At 51.7% G+C, this 20879-nt stretch carries 17 protein-coding genes; 1 reads left to right on the top strand and 16 read right to left on the bottom strand.

Translation table 11 applies throughout. From position 1 onward, the window contains the following. Positions 1 to 197: 197 nt before the first annotated feature. Complete coding sequence (gene pdxR / locus IRJ17_RS07940) at positions 198 to 1631, top strand: MocR-like pyridoxine biosynthesis transcription factor PdxR (RefSeq protein WP_173597669.1); 1434 nt, start codon at positions 198 to 200, stop codon at positions 1629 to 1631. Positions 1632 to 1746: 115 nt separating this feature from the next. Here the strand turns inward: pdxR and IRJ17_RS07935 are convergent, their stop codons facing one another. The 16 genes from IRJ17_RS07935 to IRJ17_RS07860 all read right to left on the bottom strand — a co-directional run bounded on the left by IRJ17_RS07935 (position 1747) and on the right by IRJ17_RS07860 (position 20871). After that, on the bottom strand, positions 1747 to 1977 hold the full coding sequence (locus IRJ17_RS07935; RefSeq protein WP_242774154.1) for a hypothetical protein: 231 nt from the start codon (positions 1975 to 1977) through the stop codon (positions 1747 to 1749). A gap of 63 nt (positions 1978 to 2040) precedes the next feature. Then, entirely contained in the window at positions 2041 to 2463 is a 423-nt protein-coding gene (locus IRJ17_RS07930) for a DUF6973 domain-containing protein (RefSeq protein WP_242774151.1), read from the bottom strand. Between the two features lie 239 nt (positions 2464 to 2702). After that, positions 2703 to 3278, bottom strand: a complete 576-nt coding sequence (locus IRJ17_RS07925) for an SCO family protein (protein WP_173597671.1) — start codon at positions 3276 to 3278, stop codon at positions 2703 to 2705. A gap of 17 nt (positions 3279 to 3295) precedes the next feature. Further along, on the bottom strand, positions 3296 to 3628 hold the full coding sequence (locus tag IRJ17_RS07920; protein WP_173597672.1) for a c-type cytochrome: 333 nt from the start codon (positions 3626 to 3628) through the stop codon (positions 3296 to 3298). Positions 3629 to 3652: 24 nt separating this feature from the next. After that, positions 3653 to 4519: a heme o synthase gene (gene cyoE, locus IRJ17_RS07915; RefSeq protein WP_242774148.1), complete on the bottom strand. Its 867-nt coding sequence runs from the start codon at positions 4517 to 4519 to the stop codon at positions 3653 to 3655. 25 nt (positions 4520 to 4544) lie between these two features. Beyond that, positions 4545 to 4850, bottom strand: a complete 306-nt coding sequence (gene cyoD / locus IRJ17_RS07910; protein ID WP_242774146.1) for a cytochrome o ubiquinol oxidase subunit IV — start codon at positions 4848 to 4850, stop codon at positions 4545 to 4547. A gap of 1 nt (position 4851) precedes the next feature. Next, entirely contained in the window at positions 4852 to 5463 is a 612-nt protein-coding gene (gene cyoC, locus IRJ17_RS07905) for a cytochrome o ubiquinol oxidase subunit III (protein WP_217023252.1), read from the bottom strand. Next, positions 5463 to 7424, bottom strand: coding sequence for a cbb3-type cytochrome c oxidase subunit I (locus IRJ17_RS07900; protein WP_242774144.1), 1962 nt, complete (start codon positions 7422 to 7424; stop codon positions 5463 to 5465). Before IRJ17_RS07900 ends, cyoC begins: the two co-directional genes overlap by 1 nt. A 24-nt stretch (positions 7425 to 7448) precedes the next feature. Further along, complete coding sequence (gene cyoA, locus IRJ17_RS07895; protein ID WP_242774133.1) at positions 7449 to 8354, bottom strand: ubiquinol oxidase subunit II; 906 nt, start codon at positions 8352 to 8354, stop codon at positions 7449 to 7451. A gap of 194 nt (positions 8355 to 8548) precedes the next feature. Then, a complete protein-coding gene (locus tag IRJ17_RS07890; RefSeq protein WP_242774130.1) occupies positions 8549 to 10006 on the bottom strand; it encodes an aminotransferase class I/II-fold pyridoxal phosphate-dependent enzyme in 1458 nt (485 codons plus the stop codon). Positions 10007 to 10262: 256 nt separating this feature from the next. Continuing rightward, on the bottom strand, positions 10263 to 10736 hold the full coding sequence (locus tag IRJ17_RS07885; RefSeq protein ID WP_242774127.1) for a DUF5680 domain-containing protein: 474 nt from the start codon (positions 10734 to 10736) through the stop codon (positions 10263 to 10265). Between the two features lie 196 nt (positions 10737 to 10932). Next, entirely contained in the window at positions 10933 to 12252 is a 1320-nt protein-coding gene (gene argH / locus IRJ17_RS07880) for an argininosuccinate lyase (protein ID WP_173597677.1), read from the bottom strand. Positions 12253 to 12302: 50 nt separating this feature from the next. After that, positions 12303 to 13859 carry an APC family permease gene (locus IRJ17_RS07875; protein ID WP_173597678.1) on the bottom strand — a complete coding sequence of 519 codons (1557 nt, stop codon included), beginning with the start codon at positions 13857 to 13859 and terminating at the stop codon, positions 12303 to 12305. Positions 13860 to 14117: 258 nt separating this feature from the next. Continuing rightward, a complete protein-coding gene (locus IRJ17_RS07870) occupies positions 14118 to 15413 on the bottom strand; it encodes a hypothetical protein (RefSeq protein ID WP_122963725.1) in 1296 nt (431 codons plus the stop codon). Positions 15414 to 15481: 68 nt separating this feature from the next. Then, on the bottom strand, positions 15482 to 17188 hold the full coding sequence (locus IRJ17_RS07865; RefSeq protein ID WP_242774124.1) for a HAMP domain-containing methyl-accepting chemotaxis protein: 1707 nt from the start codon (positions 17186 to 17188) through the stop codon (positions 15482 to 15484). Positions 17189 to 17367: 179 nt separating this feature from the next. Further along, the gene (locus IRJ17_RS07860) at positions 17368 to 20871 is read right to left on the bottom strand and encodes an immunoglobulin-like domain-containing protein (protein WP_242774121.1); all 3504 of its coding nucleotides are present in this window, start codon (positions 20869 to 20871) and stop codon (positions 17368 to 17370) included. Positions 20872 to 20879 lie beyond the last annotated feature (8 nt).

Here is a 20879-nt window from a genome sequence, read left to right as displayed (position 1 = left end):
AAATAAACTGCTCGGTGATTGATCACCGAATACCACATTTTTCTCAAAAGCAAACCATCCAATTGCTCAGCCATTCACCCATCCATGTTCAATAGATTGGTATTCTTTCGGCCGAAGCTGCTTCCATTCACGTGGTATGATAAGTTTGTTTCTTGTCAATATCATTGTTAACGAATATGTCCAAGGTTGTGATTATCATGTGGAAACCTGATCGGTCCAGCACGCAAACACTCTATCACCAAATCGCCGATGAGATCGAGCGCAGGATTTCTTATGGAGAATATCCTCCTGGAAGCTTGCTCCCCTCTGAAAGAAAGCTGGCAGAGCAGTTGGGGGTCAATCGAAGCACCGTCATTTTGGCTTACGAAGAGCTGCGTGCACTCGGCATCATCGAAAGCAGGACAGGCAGCGGCACGCGCGTCTGCAAAAACAAATGGGAAGCGACCCCCAAACACACCCCAAACTGGCATCGGTACGTGGAGGGCGGGCAGTTTCTCCCGAATTTGTTTTACTTGCGCCGCATTCGCGAGGCCCTGCAAAAAGACGGCATGATCGACTTTGCCAGCGGGGAGCTATCCGCGCAATTGTCTCCGGGTCAGGAAATCAGCACCTTGATGAAAGAAAACCCCTTTACGGAATATTTAGGCTACGACAATCCCCAAGGCTTCACGCCACTGCGCGAAGAACTCGTTTCCTATTTGTCGCGGTATCGGCAGATCAACACGACAGACTCGTCCATTCTCATCACATCGGGTTCCCAGCAGTCGCTTTATTTGATCACACAATGTTTGCTCGCTCCCGGGGATGCCGTCGCCATAGAAGATCCATCGTATTGCTACTCTTTGCCGATGTTTCAGTCGGCCGGCCTGCGCCTGTTCCGGCTCCCGGTCAGTCCGGAGGGCATCGATCCCGAAGATATTCGCTCCTTGTATAAAAAACACCGGATCAAAATGATTTTTCTCAATCCGACTTTTCAAAACCCGACAGGCATTTGCCTCAATCCGGCCCGCCGTACCCAACTGCTGAACGTGGCCAGCGAGCTGGGGCTTCCGATCGTGGAGGACGATCCATTCAGTCTCACGTCCTACGATGGCGATCCGCCTGCCCCGCTCAAATCGCACGACCAGCTCGGCTCCGTCCTGTACATCGGTTCCTTTTCCAAAATCGCGGCCTCCGGCTTGCGCGTCGGCTGGATGGTGGCCCCCCACTCCGTCGTGGAACGACTGGCAGACGCGCGACAGCAGATGGACTTCGGCCTGAGCGTCGTTCCGCAAAAAATTGCCGCCCAATTTTTGCACTCCGACTTCTTCCTGCCCCACCTGGAGCAACTGCGGATGCGCCTGCTCTATCGCCGCGATTTGCTGGTGGAAGCCTTGCAAAAGGAACTGCCCGATCTGGTGACGTTCACGCTTCCGCAGGGCGGACTGCATTTGTGGTGCAAAATTGTGCCCGAGATCAACGACAACCAGCTGTTTGAAGAAGCTCTGCGGCGCGGCGTGGTTGTCGCCCCCGGAAGTGTGTACGGATCTGACTCCGGTTATATTCGCTTCACCTTTGCCCGCCCGAAAGAAGCAGAAATCACGCGTGGCGTAGCCAAATTCGCCTCGGCTCTGCGTGCGGTTTTAAGCTGATTCGCGCCACAATGTCCAGAAAAAGAAAACCTCCTGTCGCGAGTTTCTCAGGCTGTCGACTTTCTCGACGGCCTTTCTTTATGGCCTCCGCAATTCAGGGGAAAAACTTTAAAAGCTATGTACAGCATTGTGCTACTTTCAATTCGTCACTTTTTCTTATCCATAAAGACCCATCTTCTTTGATCATATAATCTATTTTATTACTCTTTAGAGCTTCTATCTGTTCTGAAGATGCTCCATCAGAAAATTTATAGTAATCGGTTCCAGTCCACACATATAAAAATCCAAATACTAGCACCACAACTATTGCTGTTGCAGCCAAAGGCACCATTAATTTATTCTTCATAAATATCACCTTCTTTCAAAAAGGAGAATCAGGAATGATTATTCCTGGTTCTCTTTTTTCTTACTAAATAGGGGGAAGATCTTGATCTGCATAATCCTCTTCTTTACCTGTAAATTTATCTAGTGTCCAGGTACTCTCTTTTTTAGGGTTCGGTTTATTAATTTTTTTAAGCTTTCCGCTTTTGTATAACTCATCAATCGCAATTTTAATGTCTGAACGACTGCTATCACTGTCTATCCCCTCTTGTGCTGCTTTGTATCGTCCTTCTGCATTATTGTGCATATCCATTTTATATGTTAGAGATTTTTTGTTTTGATAGGAAGCACCATCTTCGTGCGCATTCGTCCACTTTTCTGCCCAACTATCATTCACTGCCCATACTATCCACATATTCCATAACGCATGTCGAAAAGCATCTGATTCTTCATCAATACCATTTCTACCGAAAGCTAATTCTGTATAATTCCATGCCCCTTTCCCAGCCATAAGAGTCACCATCAGAGCTTGAAGCCAGATTCATCCGGCATTTATCTCGTTCCGATTGACCAAAATGAAAAAGTGGAAGCCGATTTCTTCCGTAGCAACAGGCAAGTAGCTTTTGACAATGCGCCAGAGGAATTTCAAGCTGTTCTCCTAGCGCTGCTGCTGGCAAGATAACAAAACGGGACAGGGCTTTATCGACAAAAAGAGAAACTCGCCAAAGGAGTTTCTCTTTTTGTCTTGCCCTATTTTTGCAGCAGCTTGATGTCCTCCACGATCTCGTCGTAAGGCGGATCGGTCATGCCGTCATAGCGTGCCACCACTTTGCCGTTCTGATCGACCAGGTAGAGCAGCGTGTCATGAATGACTTGTTCAGATGCAGCGTCTTTGGCAATCGTAGCCCGGAACGAACGCAGCAAAAACGTTTTGATTTCGGCAAACTCGTAGCCGGTCAATGCATGCCAGTTGGAAAAATCAGCAGCGAATTTGCCCAAATAAGCCTTCAGTGCCTCCGGGCTGTCTTGCTCTGGATCGACCGAAAAGGAGACCAGCTCGACGTCCACTCCCGCCTCCTTCGCTTTCTTTTGCAACTGCGCCATGTTGGCTGTCATCGTCGGGCAAACCGTCGCGCAGTACGTAAAAATAAAGTTGGCGACCCACACCTTGTTTTCTACATCGGCTGAGGAAAAAGGTTTTCCATCCTGGTCAGTAAACGCGAAAGGTTGCACGGGTATGTTCAGCTTGCTTGCCTTTTCACTGCCGCAGGCGGTCGCCAATACGATTGTGATGACTAAAGTGATGAACCAGACTGCTCTTTTCATCGCATATTCCTCCCGCTCTATTCCTTTTTCGCAGACAACCATTTTGCCAGTTGGGAGATTTCTTCGGTCTTCAGGCTCTTTTCATAGCCCGGCATCCCTCTTGCACCCGCTTTGATGATGTCTCCAATCTGTTCCTCGGTCAGCCTGGAACCTGCTTGCTGCAAGCTCGGGCCGACCCTGCCGGACAAATCGTTGCCATGGCAGCTCATGCAGTTCTTTTTATATAGCTGCATCGCGCTTGTATCTTCAGCGGAAGCCGTCACTTCCGCCTGTTCTTCGGCTGCTGGGCTGCCGCACCCGGAAACTGCGGCGAGCAGAAAAAATACGATCAGATAAGAAGCCACTCTCATAAGAATCCCTGCCCTTCATCTGGTCTACCAAAATGGACGGCCTGGCGTATCGACGACCATGCACACGAAGACAACCAGCAAATAGTTTACGGACAAGATAAAATTCGTTTTCGACCATTTCTCATTATTTGCTGTCACAACCCCACTGATGGTATGTCCCATCCAGATCATGCCGAACAGCAAAGAAACCGCGAAAAACACAACCCCTGCATACCCTAGCAGGTACATCGCCGTGACCGTCGGGAGCAGAAACAGTACGTACGGAATCATTTGCAGCTTGGTTCGGGCGATTCCTTTGACGACAGGAAGCAGCGGAAAGCCAGCCGCTTTATACTCGTCCACGCGCCGAATCGACAGCGACCAGAAATGCGCGGGCTGCCAAAAATACAGCAAGGCAAACAACAACCATGCCCCGGCATCAAGCTCGTTCGAAGCGGCACAATACCCCATCACCGGGGGCATTGCGCCGGACACCCCGCCAATCGACGTGCTCCATGTCGACTTTCTTTTCAGCCACATCGTATAGACGCACCCGTACATGAACATCCCGAACAGTCCGAGCCAACCGACCAGCTCGTTTCCTTTCCAGAACAAAAACAGCTCGCCGCAAACACCGAGCACCAGGGCGTACAGCAGCACGCCCCCGGTTTTCAGTCGACCAGCCGCGAGCGGGCGGTCTTTTGTCCGCTGCATTTTGCGATCCAGCTCGTAATCCCAAACATTGTTCCATACGCAGGACGCCGCCATCGTCAGCGCCGTCCCGGTCAACAGCCACAAAAGAAGCAGCCAATCCGGCTCCCACTTGCTAGCCACCCAGTAACCGCCAAATGCTGTGATCAAATTCAACTGTAGGATGCGGGGTTTGGTCAGCTGTATCCAGTCTGCGAGCATCCGGGCCCCTCCTTTTGTTTCTTGCTCATATCGCTACCATGTTGTACATCATGATCCAGATGGAGCCGACCACGATCAACAGGACGATAAAAATCCCGAGCAAAAGCGACATCAGATTGTACCTCGGTTTTTCCTCGTCCCTCAGGTGCATGAAGAACACCAGCTGGACGATAAACTGCAACAGCGCCGCCGCCAAAAAGACGATTGTGCTGCCCAGCCCTTCCAGCCAATTGTTTACGAGGACGACAATCGGGATAATCGTCAACACGATCGAGCAAATAAACCCGGTGACGTAAGATTTCAAGGAACCGTGTGCCGTTTGGTTGCTCACTTTACTTCACCCCCAGCAAATACACGATGGTGAAGACGAAAATCCAGACGATATCGAGAAAATGCCAGAACAGGCTGACGATGTTGACTTTGCGCTTGGTCACGGGCGTGATGCCGTGCTTGGCGATTTGGATGATCAAAATAATCATCCAGCCCAGGCCGAGAGCAACGTGCAAGCCGTGCGTCCCGACCAATGTGTAAAAGGCAGTCAGAAAAGCGCTCGTGCTGATCGTTGCGCCTTCGTGCACCATGTGCATAAACTCGTTGACCTCCAGGAACAAAAACGACGCTCCCAGAAAAATCGTCACCCACAGCCAGTTCATCAGAGCAAGTCGATTGCCCTTGTGCATCGCCAAAAGGGCAAGGCCGCTCGTAAAGCTGCTCGTCAACAAAATAAACGTACTGGCGTAAATGCCGTTCATCTGAAAAATGTCTTTCGGCCCTGGCCCGCCGTCCGTGTTGCCTTGCAGGACGATGTAAGTCGCAAACAAGGTCGCAAACAAAATGACGTCCGTCATGAGGTAAATCCAAAAAGCAAAGGTGCGCATTTCCTCCTGATCAGGATGTTCATGGCCGTGGCAGTGATGCTCGGCGTTGCTATGCGTCTGAGCCATTACTTGCTCCCCCTCCTTGCCGCAGCCTCAACCCGCTGCACTTCCTCCACCGGGACGTAATAGTCCGGCTTGTAGTTGAACGAATGGACGATCATGCAAGCGAGCACTCCCACAAATCCCGGTACCGTCAGCCAAAGCCAGTCAAATACCAGCCCGAATCCGCTGAAAAACCAAAACATCGACATGATGATCGGGATACCGGAATTTTTCGGCATGTGAATCGGTTCCAGCTCGACTGCCGGAGCACTCCAGCCTCTCTGCTTCTTCTCCCACCAGTCGTCCTGATGAGTCACCTGCGGCAAAGTAGCGAAGTTGTAGAACGGAGCGGGAGACGGAATCGACCATTCCAGCGTTCGCGCATTCCACGGATCTTGGGTTCCTTCCCGATCCATTTTTTTCAGGCTGTGCGCAATATCCCAAACTTGCACGATGAAGGCTGCGCCCATCAGGACGGCCCCGATCGTGGAAACGAGATTCATTTCAAACCAGCCTTTGTCCCAACCGTACGTATATACCCGACGAGTCATCCCCATCAGACCGAGCGCGTATTGAGGCATGAAGCACAGGTAAAAACCGATATTCCACAGCCAGAAAGCCAGTCGGCCGAGACGTTCGTTCAGCTTGAAGCCAAACAGCTTCGGCCACCAGTAGTACAATCCGGCGAAAAATCCAAATACGACTCCGGCGATAATGACCTGATGGAAGTGGGCTATCAGGAAATAGCTGTTGTGATACTGGAAATCGGCAGGCGCGACAGACAAGAGCACCCCGGTCATCCCGCCGATGACGAAGTTCGGAATAATCCCGATCATCCACAGCATCGGTGTTTCAAAAGTGACTTTTCCGCGGAACATCGTAAACAGCCAGTTGAACACCTTCACACCTGTCGGAATGGCAATCACCATCGTGGACAGGGCAAAGAACGCGTTGACATCTGCCCCGGAGCCCATCGTAAAAAAGTGATGCGCCCAGGTGAGGAACGACACTACGCTAATAATCATCATGGCGAACACCATGGATTTATACCCGAACAGCTTTTTCTTCGAGAACGTGGCGGCGATCTCGGAGAAGATGCCGAATGCAGGCAGCACGAGAATGTATACTTCCGGGTGGCCCCACATCCAGATCAGGTTGATGTACATCATCGGGTTGCCGCCGCCATCCAGCGTGAAAATATGTCCGCCCAAATAGCGGTCGATGAACAGAAGCGCCAAAGTCACGGTCAAGATCGGAAAAGCAAACACGATGGCGATACAGCTCGACAGCACCGACCACGAGAACATCGGCATTTTCATCAACGTCATGCCGGGCGTGCGCATTTTCAAGATCGTGACGATGAAGTTGATCCCTGTCATCAAGCTGCCGATCCCGGAAATCTGGATGCCCCAAATGTAGAAGTCTTGCCCGTAGCCAGGGTTGAATGTTTTATCCGAGTACGGCGGATAGGCCAGCCACCCGGCATCCGGCGAGCCGCCGATGACAAACGACAAGTTGAACAGCATCGCTCCCGAGAAAAACAGCCAGAAGCTCAGCGAGTTCAGAAACGGAAAGGCTACGTCACGCGCCCCCAGTTGCAGCGGTACGATCACATTGAACAGCCCGAACATAAGCGGCATCGCCATAAACAAAATCATGATGACGCCATGCGTGGTAAAAATCTGGTTGTAGTGCTCGGCGGGCAAAAATTGCAGCTCTGGCATGGCGAGCTGCGCACGCATCAGCAGCGCGTCGACCCCGCCGCGAAACAGCATGAGCACGGATGCTAAAATGTACATGATGCCAATCCGTTTGTGGTCGACAGTCGTCAGCCATTCGCGCCAGAGCCAGCCCCATTTTTTATAGTAAGTCAGCACAGAAACGATCGCGATCAGCGTCAAAGCGATACTGACATCCGCACCGTAGATGAGCGGATCGCCTGTCACAAAAAACTCCGAAGCAAATTCTTTCACTTTATCCCACACGTCTTCCTCTCTCCTTCCTTCTGGCTATTCCTCGATGCGCACTTCCTTGCGTGCCTTCACGGACAAACCGTGGTTGTGCGAAGCAGCGTATTTCGTCACTGTCATCTCAAACAATCCTTCAGGGAAAGAGGAGAAATAGCGGACATCCGAGGTGCCTTGCTCTGCCAGCTTTTTATAGCCATCCAGAGTCAATGCTGCCGATGTTCCTTTCACTTCGCTCACCCATTGATCAAAAGCTTCCTGCGATGTCGCCTTGGCCGTGAAGTACATGTCCGCGAAGCCCTTCCCCGTGTAGTTGGCGCCGGAACCCATGTACTCGCCCTGCTCGTCCGCTTGCAGGTGCAAAACCATCGCCATTCCCGACATCGCATAAATCTGTCCGCCAAGCTGGGGAATCCAGAAGGAGTTCATCGGAGCATCTGAGGTAATCTCGAAGCGGATCGGCACATCTTCCGGGAACTGCACGTAGTTCACTGTCGCAATCCCCTGCTCGGGATATTGGAACAGCCACTTCCAATCCAGATTCGTCACCTGAATCGTGATCGGTTCGACTTTTGACTCTAGCGGTTTGGACGGTTCGAGCGAATACGTATAGCGAACCGTAATAATAGCGATCAACGTAATGATGACAACAGGAATCCCCCACCAGGTCGTCTCCAGCGCCGTGCTGTGCTCCCACTCCGGGGTGTACTTCGCCTTTCTTCCTTTCCTGTCACGGTATCGCCACACAATGACAAAAGTCAGAATCAAAACCGGAACAATCACGATCAAGCATAAAAGCGTAGACAAAATCATCAGGTCCTTTTGCTGTTCACCGATCGGCCCCTTCGGATTGAGCACGAGATATTTATCTGCGCACCCGGTCGTCATGAACAGCAGCAGGAACATGTACAAAACGGACAGACAGCGTACTGTCTTGGACGTTTTCATGTCCTCATCTCCTATCACCATGCTCGGTACTGGTTGAAACAAGTCCTACTGTAAGGGCGATCCAATCGAGTGTCACCAGCCAATGAGCAAGTCCTTGAACCAGCCATGTTCAAGATTTGGTTGCATTTACGACAAGGTTTGGTCACAGAAAAAGACAGCCCGTAGCAAAGGCTGCCTTTTTTTGCAGATCACATTTACTTGAGTACACGTACAGTCAAAAACGCTGGGTCTTCCGAGCCTTGGACAGGCAGACCTGCCTCCCGGTTTCTTTGCGCGTAAGCCACATTTTCCTTGGAAATGACTTCACCCGGAATAAAAATCGGGATTCCTAGCGGGTACACCATGACAAACTCGGCGATAACTCTCCCCTCCGCTTCTGCGACGGGCACGATTTCGGTCGGCGCGTAAAAAGCGTCACGCGGCGTGGCAGCAAGCTGCGGAATTTGTGGCAGAGGCATGTGCTCCTCTGCCAGCGCCTTCGCCTGCTCTCGAAAATGCAGCGACAATTCTTCCAGCGCATACACGAGAATTTGCAAATCCGCTTTGCTGTCGCTCGGTGTGACAATACAAAGGATGTTGTGCAAATCGGACAGCTCCACTTCAATATGGAAGCGCTCCCTCAGCCATTTTTCCACCTCATGCCCGGTCAGCCCCAGCCCTTTTACGGAAATGACCAGCTTCGTCGGATCGTAGGCGACCACCCCGTTTTGTCCAATGATCTCGCTACCCATGCAAGTCAAATACTCGATCCGATTGATTTCCTGACGCGCCTGATTGGCAAGCCGGATTGCCTGATCCAACAGCGTTTTGCCTGCGGTCACCAGCCGTTTGCGCGCTACATCGAGCGAGGCGAGCAGCAAATAAGACGTGGACGTCGTGGAAAGCATGCTGGAAATCGCCTGTACGCGCGATAGCGAAATCCGGTTTCCCTGGATATTCAGCACCGAGCTTTGCGTCATGGAGCCGCCAAGCTTGTGCATGCTGCTCGCCGCCATATCTGCGCCTGCCTGCATCGCGGACAGCGGCAATTTCGGGTGAAAATGCACATGCGAGCCATGAGCTTCATCGACCAGTACAGGCACTCCTCGCGCGTGCGCTACCTTCACAATTTTTTTCAGGTCGCCTGCTGTGCCAAAATAGGTCGGGTGAATAACCAAAACAGCCTTGGCGTCCGGGTGCTGCTCCAAAGCTTCTTCGACGGATTTTGGAGTGATGCCATGCGCGATCCCGTAGACCAGGTCCATTTCCGGATGCAGAAAAATCGGATGCGCCCCCGAGAAAATAATTCCGCTCATGATCGACTTGTGCACATTGCGCGGCACAATGATTTTTTCGCCCGGATGGCAAACCGACATGATCATCGTCATAATCGCTGTACTGGTTCCTTGCACGGAAAAAATCGTGTGCTCGGCGCCAAAAGCCTCGGCAGCCAAGTCCTGGGCCTCTTGAATAATCCCGGCAGGCTGGTGCAGATCATCCAGCGGCCGGATGTTGATCAAGTCGATAGACAAGGCATTTTTGCCGATGAACCAGCGAAATTCCGGGTCCATTCCTTTGCCTTTTTTATGGCCGGGTATATGAAATTGAATCGGATTTTTTCGGGCGTGCTTGACCAGTCCAGTAAACAACGGTGTTTGGTCTTGATTTGACATGGCTCCTCCTTCGCTTGTTCAGCCTTTTCTCAAGTGTCAGCCTGTAGTGTGGCAAGCTGATTATAGGACATGCCGCTGTCTTTCTTCTGATCCAATCGCGCTGTTTCTTACCCATCCAATTTGTCTCCATGCCAAAAAGCCGTCCAACGCAAAAAGCCACCTGTATTCTGGTGGCTTTTTGCCGCTTTTATGCCAAAATCGGTTCACGGGGCGGATCGGTTTTGGTTGCCCGCGCGAGATTGGTCATCATGCAGCCCTACTTTTTCAACAACCCGCCATGATAGAGCAATTCATAGACAATCTCATCCTGGCGGTAAATAAATTCCTTCCCCTGAAAAAGAGTCACATTCCCCTCATTCGTATCGACGTAGCGCAAATCGTCCTGCGTATGCTCGAACGCCCCCAAAAAGCGGCCCTCCGCGTACATCTTCGACAAGCTCGCCTTAATGACCAGTCCCGCAGCATGCGCGTCGATTCGCTCCGGCTTGGTAATGTAGCCAAAATAATTCATCGCCCACACCGGACTTTTTTGGAAGTACACGACCTCTTGCCCGATAAAATCGCTCTCGCCCAAATAGCTGTCGTGATAGGCCCAATCCCCGCTTGCATATTGAATGTCCTTGGACCCCAGCCGATACGGCAACAGGCGCTTGGCTCCTCCAACGTATGTGTGCTGCTTGGCTTGCACGACAAACGCTTCCAGGTCGGCAACAGAAAAAAGCTCACGCATTCCCCAACACCTCTTTTTCGGTTCGTTTCCTCTTACATTTCAAGAAACGCGAGCAATTTCCTGTAAAAATTTTCTTTCAATTCCAAAAAAACAAGCCACCGCATCGGATGGCTTGCTGCTCTTCCTGCCCCTGAAAATTTTGCCCGGTTGGAGATTGCCCGGTTCGCAGGGAGGGAAAAAGCGCTTCGGCGTTCTGCTAACGCAGCAGTCCCACTTTAATCCCTTTGTTCAGGATGTTCTCATAATCGATAAACGCGTACAGATCGTCTCCGATGTACGGGCTGATCTGCTGCAATTCTTCCAGCGTCAGCTCCTCGATCGCCTTCTGGTTGTCTTCGCAGTAAATCACGATCGAGCCGACGATGCTGTGGGCGTCGCGGAAGGCAACCCCTTTGCTGACCAAATAGTCGGCAACCTCCGTCGCGTTGAGAAAGCCCGCTTTTACTGCCTTTTTCATCTGCTCGTGATTGACCTTCATCGTCGCGATCATGTTGGACATGATCGCCAGGCACGAGAGAACGGTATCCAAAGCGTTGAAAAACGCCTCCTTGTCTTCCTGCATGTCCTTATTGTAGGCCAGCGGCAGCCCTTTCATCGTCGTCAATAGCGAGGTCAACGAGCCATACACGCGTCCCGTCTTCCCTCTGATCAGCTCGGCGGCGTCCGGGTTTTTCTTTTGCGGCATGATGCTGCTTCCCGTCGAGTACGCGTCATCGATTTGCACGAAGCGGAACTCCTGGCTGCTCCACAAAATCAGTTCCTCGCTCAGACGGCTGAGGTGCATCATCAGGATGGAAAAGCCGGACATCAACTCCAGCAAATAGTCGCGATCGCTCACCCCGTCGAGGAAATTGTCGACTGGCTTTGCGAAGCCGAGCGCTTTTGCCGTCATCTCCCTGTCGATCAGATGTGTGGTGCCTGCGAGAGCGCCGCAGCCGAGCGGGCTTTCGTTCATGATTTCGATTGCATTGGCGATTCGCAGTTTGTCGCGGCGCAGCATCTGGTAGTACGCCATCAGATGATGCTGGAACGTCACGACCTGGGCGCGCTGCAAGTGGGTATAGCCCGGCATGATCACGTTGTTTTCGCGCGCCTTCGCTTCCAGGCTGGCTTGCAGCTCCTCGATGCTTTGCATGACCTCGTGCGCCTTGTTTTTCGCATAAAGCCGGATGTCTACCGCCACCTGGTCATTTCTGCTTCGCGCCGTGTGCAGCTTTTTCGCTGTGGCGCCAATCCGCTCGGTCAGCTTCGCTTCGACAAAGCTGTGAATATCCTCGTAATTGCCGCCGATCTCCAATGTGCCCGCTTCGATCTCTTCCAAAATGGCGAGCAGCCCTTTGACGATCTCCTCGCCTTCTTGCCGGGTGAGCAGCCCGCTATGCGCCAGCATGTTGACGTGGGCCACGCTTCCTTTGATGTCCTCTGCATACAGTCGCTGATCGACATGCAGCGAGCTGTTGAAGTCTTCCATCAGCTTGTTTTCTTCTTTTCTAAAACGGCCACCCCAAAGCTTCATAGCTACGTTCTCCTTTATGATCGATAAAAATGTTTGCCGCTCGCTTGCGCCTACTCCTCGGCAAGCTCTGCGACGTTTCCTTTTTTGCGCATGTACCAGACACCGTTGTACACCGCAAAGTAGTAGAAGATGAAGCCTGTCACTGCGGCGACGATCGACATGAACGGCTCAGGCAGGATGCCGATTCCGCCAAAGTTGCCGAGGTAGGACAGCCCGATGAGCACGAGGATGTAGGCGATCAAATACAGTCCGCCGATGATTTCCTCCGCTTTGTACTTGCGGATGAAATGAACGATCAAGTAGCAAGCCAATCCAATCAGCAAGCCCGTAATCCCCAGCTGCACCTTGCTCCATTTCGTCCAGTAAATGAGCAGAGTGGCGAATACGAACGCCAAAGGCGCAATGACACTCATGCCCGGAAGACCTTTGTCTTTGGTCAAACCAACCTTGCGAAACACCATGACGGTTACGCACGCAGAGGCGTACTTGTAAATGCCGATCGCGCCGACGATCGCGACAATTGCCGTCCAGCTTTTCAGCGGGAACAAAAACAACAAGCCGATGACAAAGTTAAAAGCGAGCGCGCGAGTCGGTACGCCAAAGCGCTTGTTGATCACCCCGAAATAACCGGGCAAAAAGCCGCTTTTCGCCATCCCGAATACATGTCTGGAAGTTCCTGCTGTGTAAGCGAGCGCAGAGCCTGTCGGAGACACCATCGCGTCTGCTGTAATGATCCAGGAGAGCCAGACCATGTTGGCAATCATCGCGAGATTGGCAAAAGGAGAATCAAACTTGATGCCGCTCCAGCCGTTCGCAATCATCTCCGGCGGCACAGCCCCGATGAAGACGACTTGCAGCAGCACGTACATGATCGCCGCCAAGACGAGCGACGCAATCAAAGCCAGCGGAATGTTTTTGCGCGGATTGACCACTTCGCCGCTCATCATGATGACGTTTCCAAATCCGGTGTAAGCAAAGAAAATTCCGCTTGTGAGCACCGCGCTCAGACCCGCACTGTAGCCATTCGGCGCAAAGCCCTGGCTCGTGAAGTTTTCCGGGTGAAAGCCTGTCATGAAAAAGGCGATAATCGTCAGCACCGGCACAACAAATTTTATGACCGTAATAATCGTGTTCGTCACAGCAAACAGCTTCACGCCGAAATAATTGAATACAACGAAAAAGACCATGAGTACCGTAGCAGCCAACATCCCTGTCGTCGTCAACTGTTCGTTGCCCACGTCGTAAAGTCCGGGCCAAAACTGATTCGCGTACTGAATCACGCCAGCCGATTCTACCGGAGCGGTAGCGCAATAGCCAAGCCAGATCGAGTAGCTGGTCACAGTCGCCAGCATGCTTCCGTGCGAGTACAGCGGATAGCGTCCAAGTCCCCCGGACTCGGGTCTGACCCGCCCAAGCTCTGCGTATACGAGAGCGATAAACGTAATAACAATGGCACCGATTAACCAAGAAATAATAGCGGCAGGACCTGCCAGCTTCGCTGTTGCCCAAGGGCCGAACAGCCAGCTGGAACCGATGATTCCCCCGAGAGAAAGTGCCGTAAGAGACCAAAAGCCCATTTTCTTTTTCAGGTATTGTTCTTGATCCATGAATTTCCCTCTCTCTTCACGTCGTCGTTGTGCTCATAGCTTGCCCGCAAAAAATGGATACTCCTTTCTCTTCGGCCTGTTGATCCGCAAAGCTGTCTTCCCTCGCCAGACTGGATATGTTCAAATGAGTGCGATTGTCCAGCGACTTTTATTTAAGGGTAATAAAAGGGTAATTACCTAAAATGCATTATATTTGAATCATTCTCATTTTTCAACGCATTTTCGCCAAAAAAAAATAACCATTCAACCTGCGAATGGTTATTTCAAACGATATCTTTTGCTTGGCCTGCCCCGGGCGGAAGAAGCTTCTTCCCCGACGCATTCCGCCAAATCTGCCTCGCACAGACTGACCATGAAGCGGCGCGCATTGCGCTCGTCCCAATAAAGATGCGTCGCCAAGTCCTTGATCGTAAAGTCGTTCCAGTTCATTCTTTTCATCAACGCCGTGACTTTGTAGTAGTTTTTCGCACTGAGCTTGACTTCCTTCAGCTTCTCGATCAGCTGCTTGTCGTCGCTTCGAAAGGAAAAGCTCAGCTCTTCTTCGTCGCCCGCCGACTGGACAATCGTGCCGTCCTCGCGGATGATCACAATCCCGTGCTCGGCCCGGTCTTTGGATAACTGGAGGGCGCGCTCGGCGTTTATTTCCGCTGTATGCACGGTGACACCGTAGCCGATCCCGACACTTGCGGCATGCTCAACCTCTTTTGCCAGTTGCTGGAGCGTCTCCTGAAGCTCCCTGATTTCCCGCTCGATTGCCCCGCGCGAGCTGATAATCACGTAGCGGCCGTTGCCTTTTTCCAGCAAAGAGCCGTCCAGCTTTTCACAGTACCGCAGCAGCGTCTCTTTTACCTTCATCTCGAAGTATTGCAGATGGTAGGAGCTTTTCGCCTTTTCGCTGATTTTGGCGAATTGCTCGATTTCCACCAGTTGTACGCCAATCTGCGTGTCCTTGTAATAAAACGTTCGGATTTTTTCCGCGAGGATGCGCAAAGCCTGACGAATTTCCATATCTGTACTTTCGATCCGATAAGCGGGCACTCCGGCTTCGGTCAACGCAAAATAGACGGCTTCAAAGCACGTCAGAGCCCCTTTCGTTTTCCCGGCCCGGTACAAGTCCAGATGAAAGTCGATCAGCTCTTGCGTACTCGAATGAACGTCAAAGGTCTTCACATACATGTCCTGCGGCGCAATTTCGATCTGTTCCAGCGCCTGCTCCAGATGGGATGTCGTAATCTCGTCGATGCTCACCTTGCTCAAAAATTCGTGCTGATAGTACCCCATATGCAAAAGACTTTTGTAAATGCCTGATTCCGTATGCTGGATGTAGACCAGCTTTTCGTCCGTGCTTAACGTATTTTTCGCCACCATGTACGAGATTTGGCCAGAGAATAGCCAGGCGTCGACTTGCTGGTCGTATTCGCGGACGATTGTTTTCGTTTCCTGAAAGTCGCTGTATGAATAGCCGATAAATTTCATCGTCTGCTCGTATTCGTTCCCGAGCTGGATAATTCGTTCAACAGATGTATGAGGACCGACAACCCCAACTGTATACATGATTCCCTCCTGTTCCAGAAGACTCCTTATCTACCATTCTATCTGTTCCGGGAGGGAATTGACAGCCGCTACAGCTTGAATACGCGCACGGATGATTGCAGCTCTTCCGCCATCTGGGAGAGAGCGGCGGCAGAGGAGGCGATTTCTTCCATCGATGCCAGCTGTTCTTCGGCCGCAGCCGTAATATTTTGCGTGCCAAGCGCCACTGACTGCGCTACATTCGTAATTTGTGAAATCGTTTGGACGACTTGCTCGGTGCCCGCTGACATATGACCGGAAGCTGCGGAGACTTCCGCGATCCGGGCTGCCACTTCCGTCACGGACTGCTGTATTTCTCCGAAGGTTTGCCCGGCCATCTGAACGACGTTCATTCCTTCCCGCACTTCCTTCGTGCCTGTGTCCATCGTCGCCACAGCCTTCGCCGTCTCTGCCTGAATCGTCTGGATCAGGCAGGCAATCTGTTCGGCAGAAGCGGATGATTGCTCCGCCAGTTTGCGGACTTCCGCCGCGACGACAGCGAAGCCGCGCCCGCCTTCTCCGGCCCGGGATGCTTCAATCGCTGCGTTCAACGCCAGCAAATTGGTTCGCTCCGCAATGCTCGTAATCGCTTCTGTAATATGGCCGATTTCCGATGAGCGCTCGCCCAATCCTCTGACGACTTGCGCCAGCTCGGTCATGGTGGAGTGAATAGCGTCCATTTGCCGCGTGGTCGTATGGACAGCCTGATTGCCTGCCGAAGCCATGTTGGAAGCTTGATTGGAAATGACAGCTACTGCGTTTGCCTTGGTCGCAATCTGCTCGGAGTCGCCGGACATCTCCTCCACGACCCGGAAGCTTGCTTCCACACTTTGCACCTGCTGATCCGAGCCATTCGCCACTTCTTGAATGGAAATCGCAATATGTTCGGTCGCTTGGCTCGTCTGCTCTACACTGGCTGTCAATTGCTCCGCGGAAGCCGCCACTTGCTGGGCCGTCACGTTCACCTGGGAAACGATTTCGCGCAGCTTTGCCAGCATGTTGTTGAAGTCACGGGTCAGCTCTGCGATTTCGTCCGTGCTTTTTACCGGGAGAGCTTCCATGCGCAAATCGCCTTCTGCAACAGCATTTACTTGCTGGGCCAGCCTGTTCAGGCGAGAGCGGATACTGCGAGTAATCGCAGCAGCCCATACCACCGCTACCGTAACGGAGACGGCAATCAGCAGCAGTGTGACTTTTCTTCCCTCGTCATAGATCGCTGCCGCTTGTTCGCTCTCGTTATTTGCCCCGTCATGGTTGATTTTGATCAGGGCATCGAGGTCATTTTTCATGGCCTGAAACAGGGCAGACACTTCGCCAATTACGTCCTTTATGTCGGCGCTGTTGTTCTGTCTGGATGCGTCCATCAGCTTGTCGTGCAGTTGTTCATACGACTCCCATTTGCTCTTGAAGGAACTGAAAATTTTCTGGTCCTCGACGTCGTCCTCCTCCAGGGTGCTTTCGTAAGACGCCATATCCTCCCTGACTTCCTGCAAGGTCAGCGCAAGCTCCTTTTCCAGCGGCTCTTTCTGTTCCTTGTTTTGATAAAAGACATGCGAGAATACGAGCGCATGGACATGCTCGGTCAAGTAGTTCAGATGGTTGATGTCTTCTACGGCCGGCAACCAGCTCGTATTGATTTCCACCGCCTTCTCGTTCAAATTTTTCATTTGATAGATGCCAAGCCACCCAATCGCCGCCATCAGCAACAACGTCACTGCGAATGCTGTGTACAGCTTTTTTCCGACTGTGAGTTTCATACGATTCTTCTCCTACTCTTAACGATTCCTGTTTGTACTATGTACCCTTTACAAAATACGTTAAAACTCATTGAAAGCATAAAATGTCGATTAATCAGATCAACAAATAAATGATTGGATCTGTGCCATAGAAAAAGGAGCCCGGTTGGTTGAATGCCAACGGACTCCACAATTGTCGGTTACGCCCTCTGCTTGACGGTAACCGGGTATGTTATGCTTTTGTCGCCATTTTCGATCGTAATGATGATCACCGTTCCATCTGGAGCATCCGGACTGACTTCCAGCAAGCCATTTTCGCTGATTTTTGCATATTCCGTATCATCCAACGAATACTTTGTGCCCATGCTCGATTTGGTGATGTCGCTGCTGCTCCGATCCGTATACTTCCCTTTGACCTTCAATTGCAGCGTCTCTCCCGCATAGACAACAGCTTTTGCCGGAGACACGGCGATGCTGTCCAGAGAATACACACTGACCGTCATTTTCACCGTGCTTTGCCCGTTTTGGATGGTGATCGTCGCTTTCGAACCACTCTCCGCCTCCGGCAACACCGTGATCAGACCTTCCTCATCCACCTCAATCAACTCAGGCTTGTTGGACGAATAAGTCGTACCGTCTTCGGAAGCAGTCAAATCCACTTTTCGGCCGCTCGTCAAAGCTCCTGTCACCTGCACTTGATACGTCGCTCCCTGCTCAAGCTTCACTGTACGTTGAGCCACAGCGAGAGAGCGCAGCTTTGTTTCCGCCAGCATGTACGTCCCTGGCGTGCTGGTCAGAAAAAGCACCTGCTCCCCATCATGCTTGACGTATCCTTCGCCTTTGCCTGTTGCACCAGCCTTCCAGTTTTTTCGAGCGGCATCATACGCATAAGGAGTGAACTTTTTCGAGGAGTAGGCGTACGGTATTCCGATCAATACCTCTCCTTTGGCAAAGCTCTTGATTTCTTTTTCCCCGGCAAAAACCCGGAAATCGTATGCATCGCTTGTCTTGGAAAACGTAGCAGGGATCGTTGCCTCTTCGTTTTCTTCGACCACCACGGCTATCGTCTCAGCGTTGTAGCGGGCAAAAAAGGCTGGCGGCAGCTTCACGCTTGCTCCCGATTGCGCCATAACGGTAACGGCAAACTGTTGATTTGCCAAAGTCTCGACCAGCTCTTCCGACAGCAGCACAGTCGGCTCTTGGGACGCAGAAGCAGCACGGCTGGAACGCAGCTGTTCGCCATTGTCCTCTACGTCCGCCGCTTCTTCGTCCACCACTTGAATGAGCAAGTGCCGTTCGAGATCAAACAGGTCGGACTTGCTGCCAAGCTCCTGGCTCCAGTCCTGCACCAGAGCAGCAACCTCGTTCAGCTGTTCGCTCGTATCCGCTACTTCTGTATGCTGGGCTACCTGGAGGATGCTTTTGTGTTTGAGCAGCTTGTCCATAGCTTCACGGAAAGGCTGAGCCACTTCTTCCCTGACCTGATCATCTTCCAGCTCGACGATCACGTCCCGAATCACCGTGCTTACGAGCTTTGCCCCTGCTGCAAACACTTCCGAATCATCCAGTTTGCTTTGAGCAAGACCTTCGTTCACTCCCTTTTCTAAAAAGAGGGACAGCGCTTCTCTCAATTGCTTGTCGGAAACTACTCCTTCTTTCCATTTGACAACGAGCGGAGACAAAACTTCTGTTGAAGTGCTTGCTACGAGTTGAAGCTTCTCGGTATCGCCAAGCTTGCTGCCCATAACTTTATCTGCCAAGTGCGCGAGCGATTTATCCACTTGCTCGGCAATTCTTTTTGCGTCAACTGATTCCTTGATTACCTCTTTTGCCTGTTCATTCAAATGGTTCTGCGATTCCGGAATCGTTTCGGAATGTCCTGGATAAGTTGGTGGGTTCGGCGTCACAGGCGGAGCGCTATCCCTTGTCACACTCAACTGGTATGTCTTGGTCGAGCCGTTCCGCGCCGTCACGATAAACGTAATATCGTTTTGGCCTGGATTCAGGCTCACCTCTTTGCTTATATCGTTCACTTCAGCCGCCCCGTTAATGGTCAAGGTTGCCGTCTGATCCAAAGTTGCCGCCCGAAACCGCAAGCTGCTCACTTCGTTGGGCACTCGCAGCGTGTATTGCGCCACACTTGGCTGAAAAGCAGGTGTCATCGTACCTTCTTGCAGCCATAGACCTTTCAGTTCGTGAGAGACGACAGATACGGTCCGCGTCACGGGCAAAGCTTCAATTCCGTTGTCGTCCTGAACGTTATACACCAGATCGTAGTCTCCCGGTTCACTCGTAACCACCTGACCAGTCACTTGCACCTTGTTCGTAATGTCGTTGTTGTTTGCGTCTCTCGCTGAGTAGCCTGGTTCTTGAAAGCTTTGACCGAACGGCACATACATTGTGTTGCCGCCAACCAGCGAAATTATCGGCTTCGTGATTTGTTCCACGGAAAACTCCGCTTTCGCTCCAGCCGTCAACGAAGCAGGAAGGCCACTGGTTGTTCCATCGTCTAGTAAGCTGTATTGAAAAGACGCTGTCCCTTGGAAGGTAGGGTCCAATGAAAATTCTACCTCTTGGTCGACAAGTCTGACCGTCCCGCCTACTGCTTGATCAACATCTGCCACTGTCAATGTTTGTCCGTGCTCATTGGCTGGCCCTGCCTGATCATTTGCCGTCAACAGCGAAAACGGAATCATCACTTTAGGCGTTCCTTTTGTCACCGTCGCGAGCTGATCGTTCTGGGCGGTCGGTGCATCGTTCACTTCCTGCACCGTAATGACCGCCGCCGCCGCTCCGCTTAGCCCTGCACCATTGGCATCTTTGGCTGCTTTGACCTTGAAGCCGAACAGATCGCCAGCTGGCGTATTCGCATCCGCATTAGGCACGAATTTCAGCCCTGTAGCACCATCTGCTTTTTGCAAAAAGTTGCCATTCGTTAACTCAGTCACTCCATCGTTCAAGTAAAGCTTTCCGCCCTGAATTTCGCTGACCTGAAAATGGGTCACGCTGCTGGCGTCCGCCGGGTCAGGAGTAATCACCAGTCCACTTGAAGTTGCGGTATCTTCCAGGGTAGTAGCTGGGGTCACTTGCGGTTGTTTGGCTGCATATTCGAGCACGAGACGCGGGTAATTGCCGTCTATGATTTCATTTGACCCAAATCCGAAAGCCCCTGTCTGTGTATTGCTCAAAAGCGCAAATGTCACGTTCTGGCTTTGCGCCTCTAGCTGGAGGCGAAGAAAATTGGTTACGTCAAATTCCAGCCAATCGCCTTCTTGCAGATTTTGCCCAAATGAATCAATGACCGGATCATTGGGATTCAGCGGAAAATCGTCGTCCCATGCTCCGTAGGTGGAGCCGTACAGAGTGAAGCTCGGAACCGTTTGAGCGTCCCCGTTCACATTGGTCACGTACAATTTGAGCTTGGCCTTGATAAATGACGTATCAAGCTGAGTCAATGGGAATTGCACGGCTGCTTTTTGCATGCCAAAATTTTCGTCTAATCCTACATAGTTGGAGCTGTCCTCAAAATAGCTCCCATCTTCGACTTCCCCGCCGGAGTACCAATAACCATCCACTGTAGAATTGATTTCTTCCAGTGGTCCCTGAGCGTGGGATTGCGCTGCAAATCCAAACAGGCTCTGTATGGCAAGCAATCCGATTGCTGCTGTCTTGATCATTTTGGCTTTTTTGTGTGTTAGGCTCATGTTTTCCT

The sequence above is a fragment of the Brevibacillus parabrevis genome, assembly GCF_022701015.1.
In the GTDB taxonomy this organism is placed as follows: Bacteria; Bacillota; Bacilli; order Brevibacillales; family Brevibacillaceae; genus Brevibacillus; species Brevibacillus parabrevis.
Note: the sequence above shows the minus strand (reverse complement) of the source record. Positions and strands in the feature narration are given on the sequence as shown.

What these genes read in the sequence shown, in the direction of transcription:
- pdxR (WP_173597669.1), top strand. Translation starts at nt 198, where the DNA reads ATGTGGAAACCTGATCGGTCCAGCACGCAAACACTCTATCACCAAATC.
- IRJ17_RS07935 (WP_242774154.1), bottom strand. Translation starts at nt 1,977, where the DNA reads ATGAAGAATAAATTAATGGTGCCTTTGGCTGCAACAGCAATAGTTGTG.
- IRJ17_RS07930 (WP_242774151.1), bottom strand. Translation starts at nt 2,463, where the DNA reads ATGGCTGGGAAAGGGGCATGGAATTATACAGAATTAGCTTTCGGTAGA.
- IRJ17_RS07925 (WP_173597671.1), bottom strand. Translation starts at nt 3,278, where the DNA reads ATGAAAAGAGCAGTCTGGTTCATCACTTTAGTCATCACAATCGTATTG.
- IRJ17_RS07920 (WP_173597672.1), bottom strand. Translation starts at nt 3,628, where the DNA reads ATGAGAGTGGCTTCTTATCTGATCGTATTTTTTCTGCTCGCCGCAGTT.
- cyoE (WP_242774148.1), bottom strand. Translation starts at nt 4,519, where the DNA reads ATGCTCGCAGACTGGATACAGCTGACCAAACCCCGCATCCTACAGTTG.
- cyoC (WP_217023252.1), bottom strand. Translation starts at nt 5,463, where the DNA reads ATGGCTCAGACGCATAGCAACGCCGAGCATCACTGCCACGGCCATGAA.
- cyoA (WP_242774133.1), bottom strand. Translation starts at nt 8,354, where the DNA reads ATGAAAACGTCCAAGACAGTACGCTGTCTGTCCGTTTTGTACATGTTC.
- IRJ17_RS07890 (WP_242774130.1), bottom strand. Translation starts at nt 10,006, where the DNA reads ATGTCAAATCAAGACCAAACACCGTTGTTTACTGGACTGGTCAAGCAC.
- IRJ17_RS07885 (WP_242774127.1), bottom strand. Translation starts at nt 10,736, where the DNA reads ATGCGTGAGCTTTTTTCTGTTGCCGACCTGGAAGCGTTTGTCGTGCAA.
- argH (WP_173597677.1), bottom strand. Translation starts at nt 12,252, where the DNA reads ATGAAGCTTTGGGGTGGCCGTTTTAGAAAAGAAGAAAACAAGCTGATG.
- IRJ17_RS07875 (WP_173597678.1), bottom strand. Translation starts at nt 13,859, where the DNA reads ATGGATCAAGAACAATACCTGAAAAAGAAAATGGGCTTTTGGTCTCTT.
- IRJ17_RS07870 (WP_122963725.1), bottom strand. Translation starts at nt 15,413, where the DNA reads ATGTATACAGTTGGGGTTGTCGGTCCTCATACATCTGTTGAACGAATT.
- IRJ17_RS07865 (WP_242774124.1), bottom strand. Translation starts at nt 17,188, where the DNA reads ATGAAACTCACAGTCGGAAAAAAGCTGTACACAGCATTCGCAGTGACG.
- IRJ17_RS07860 (WP_242774121.1), bottom strand. Translation starts at nt 20,871, where the DNA reads ATGAGCCTAACACACAAAAAAGCCAAAATGATCAAGACAGCAGCAATC.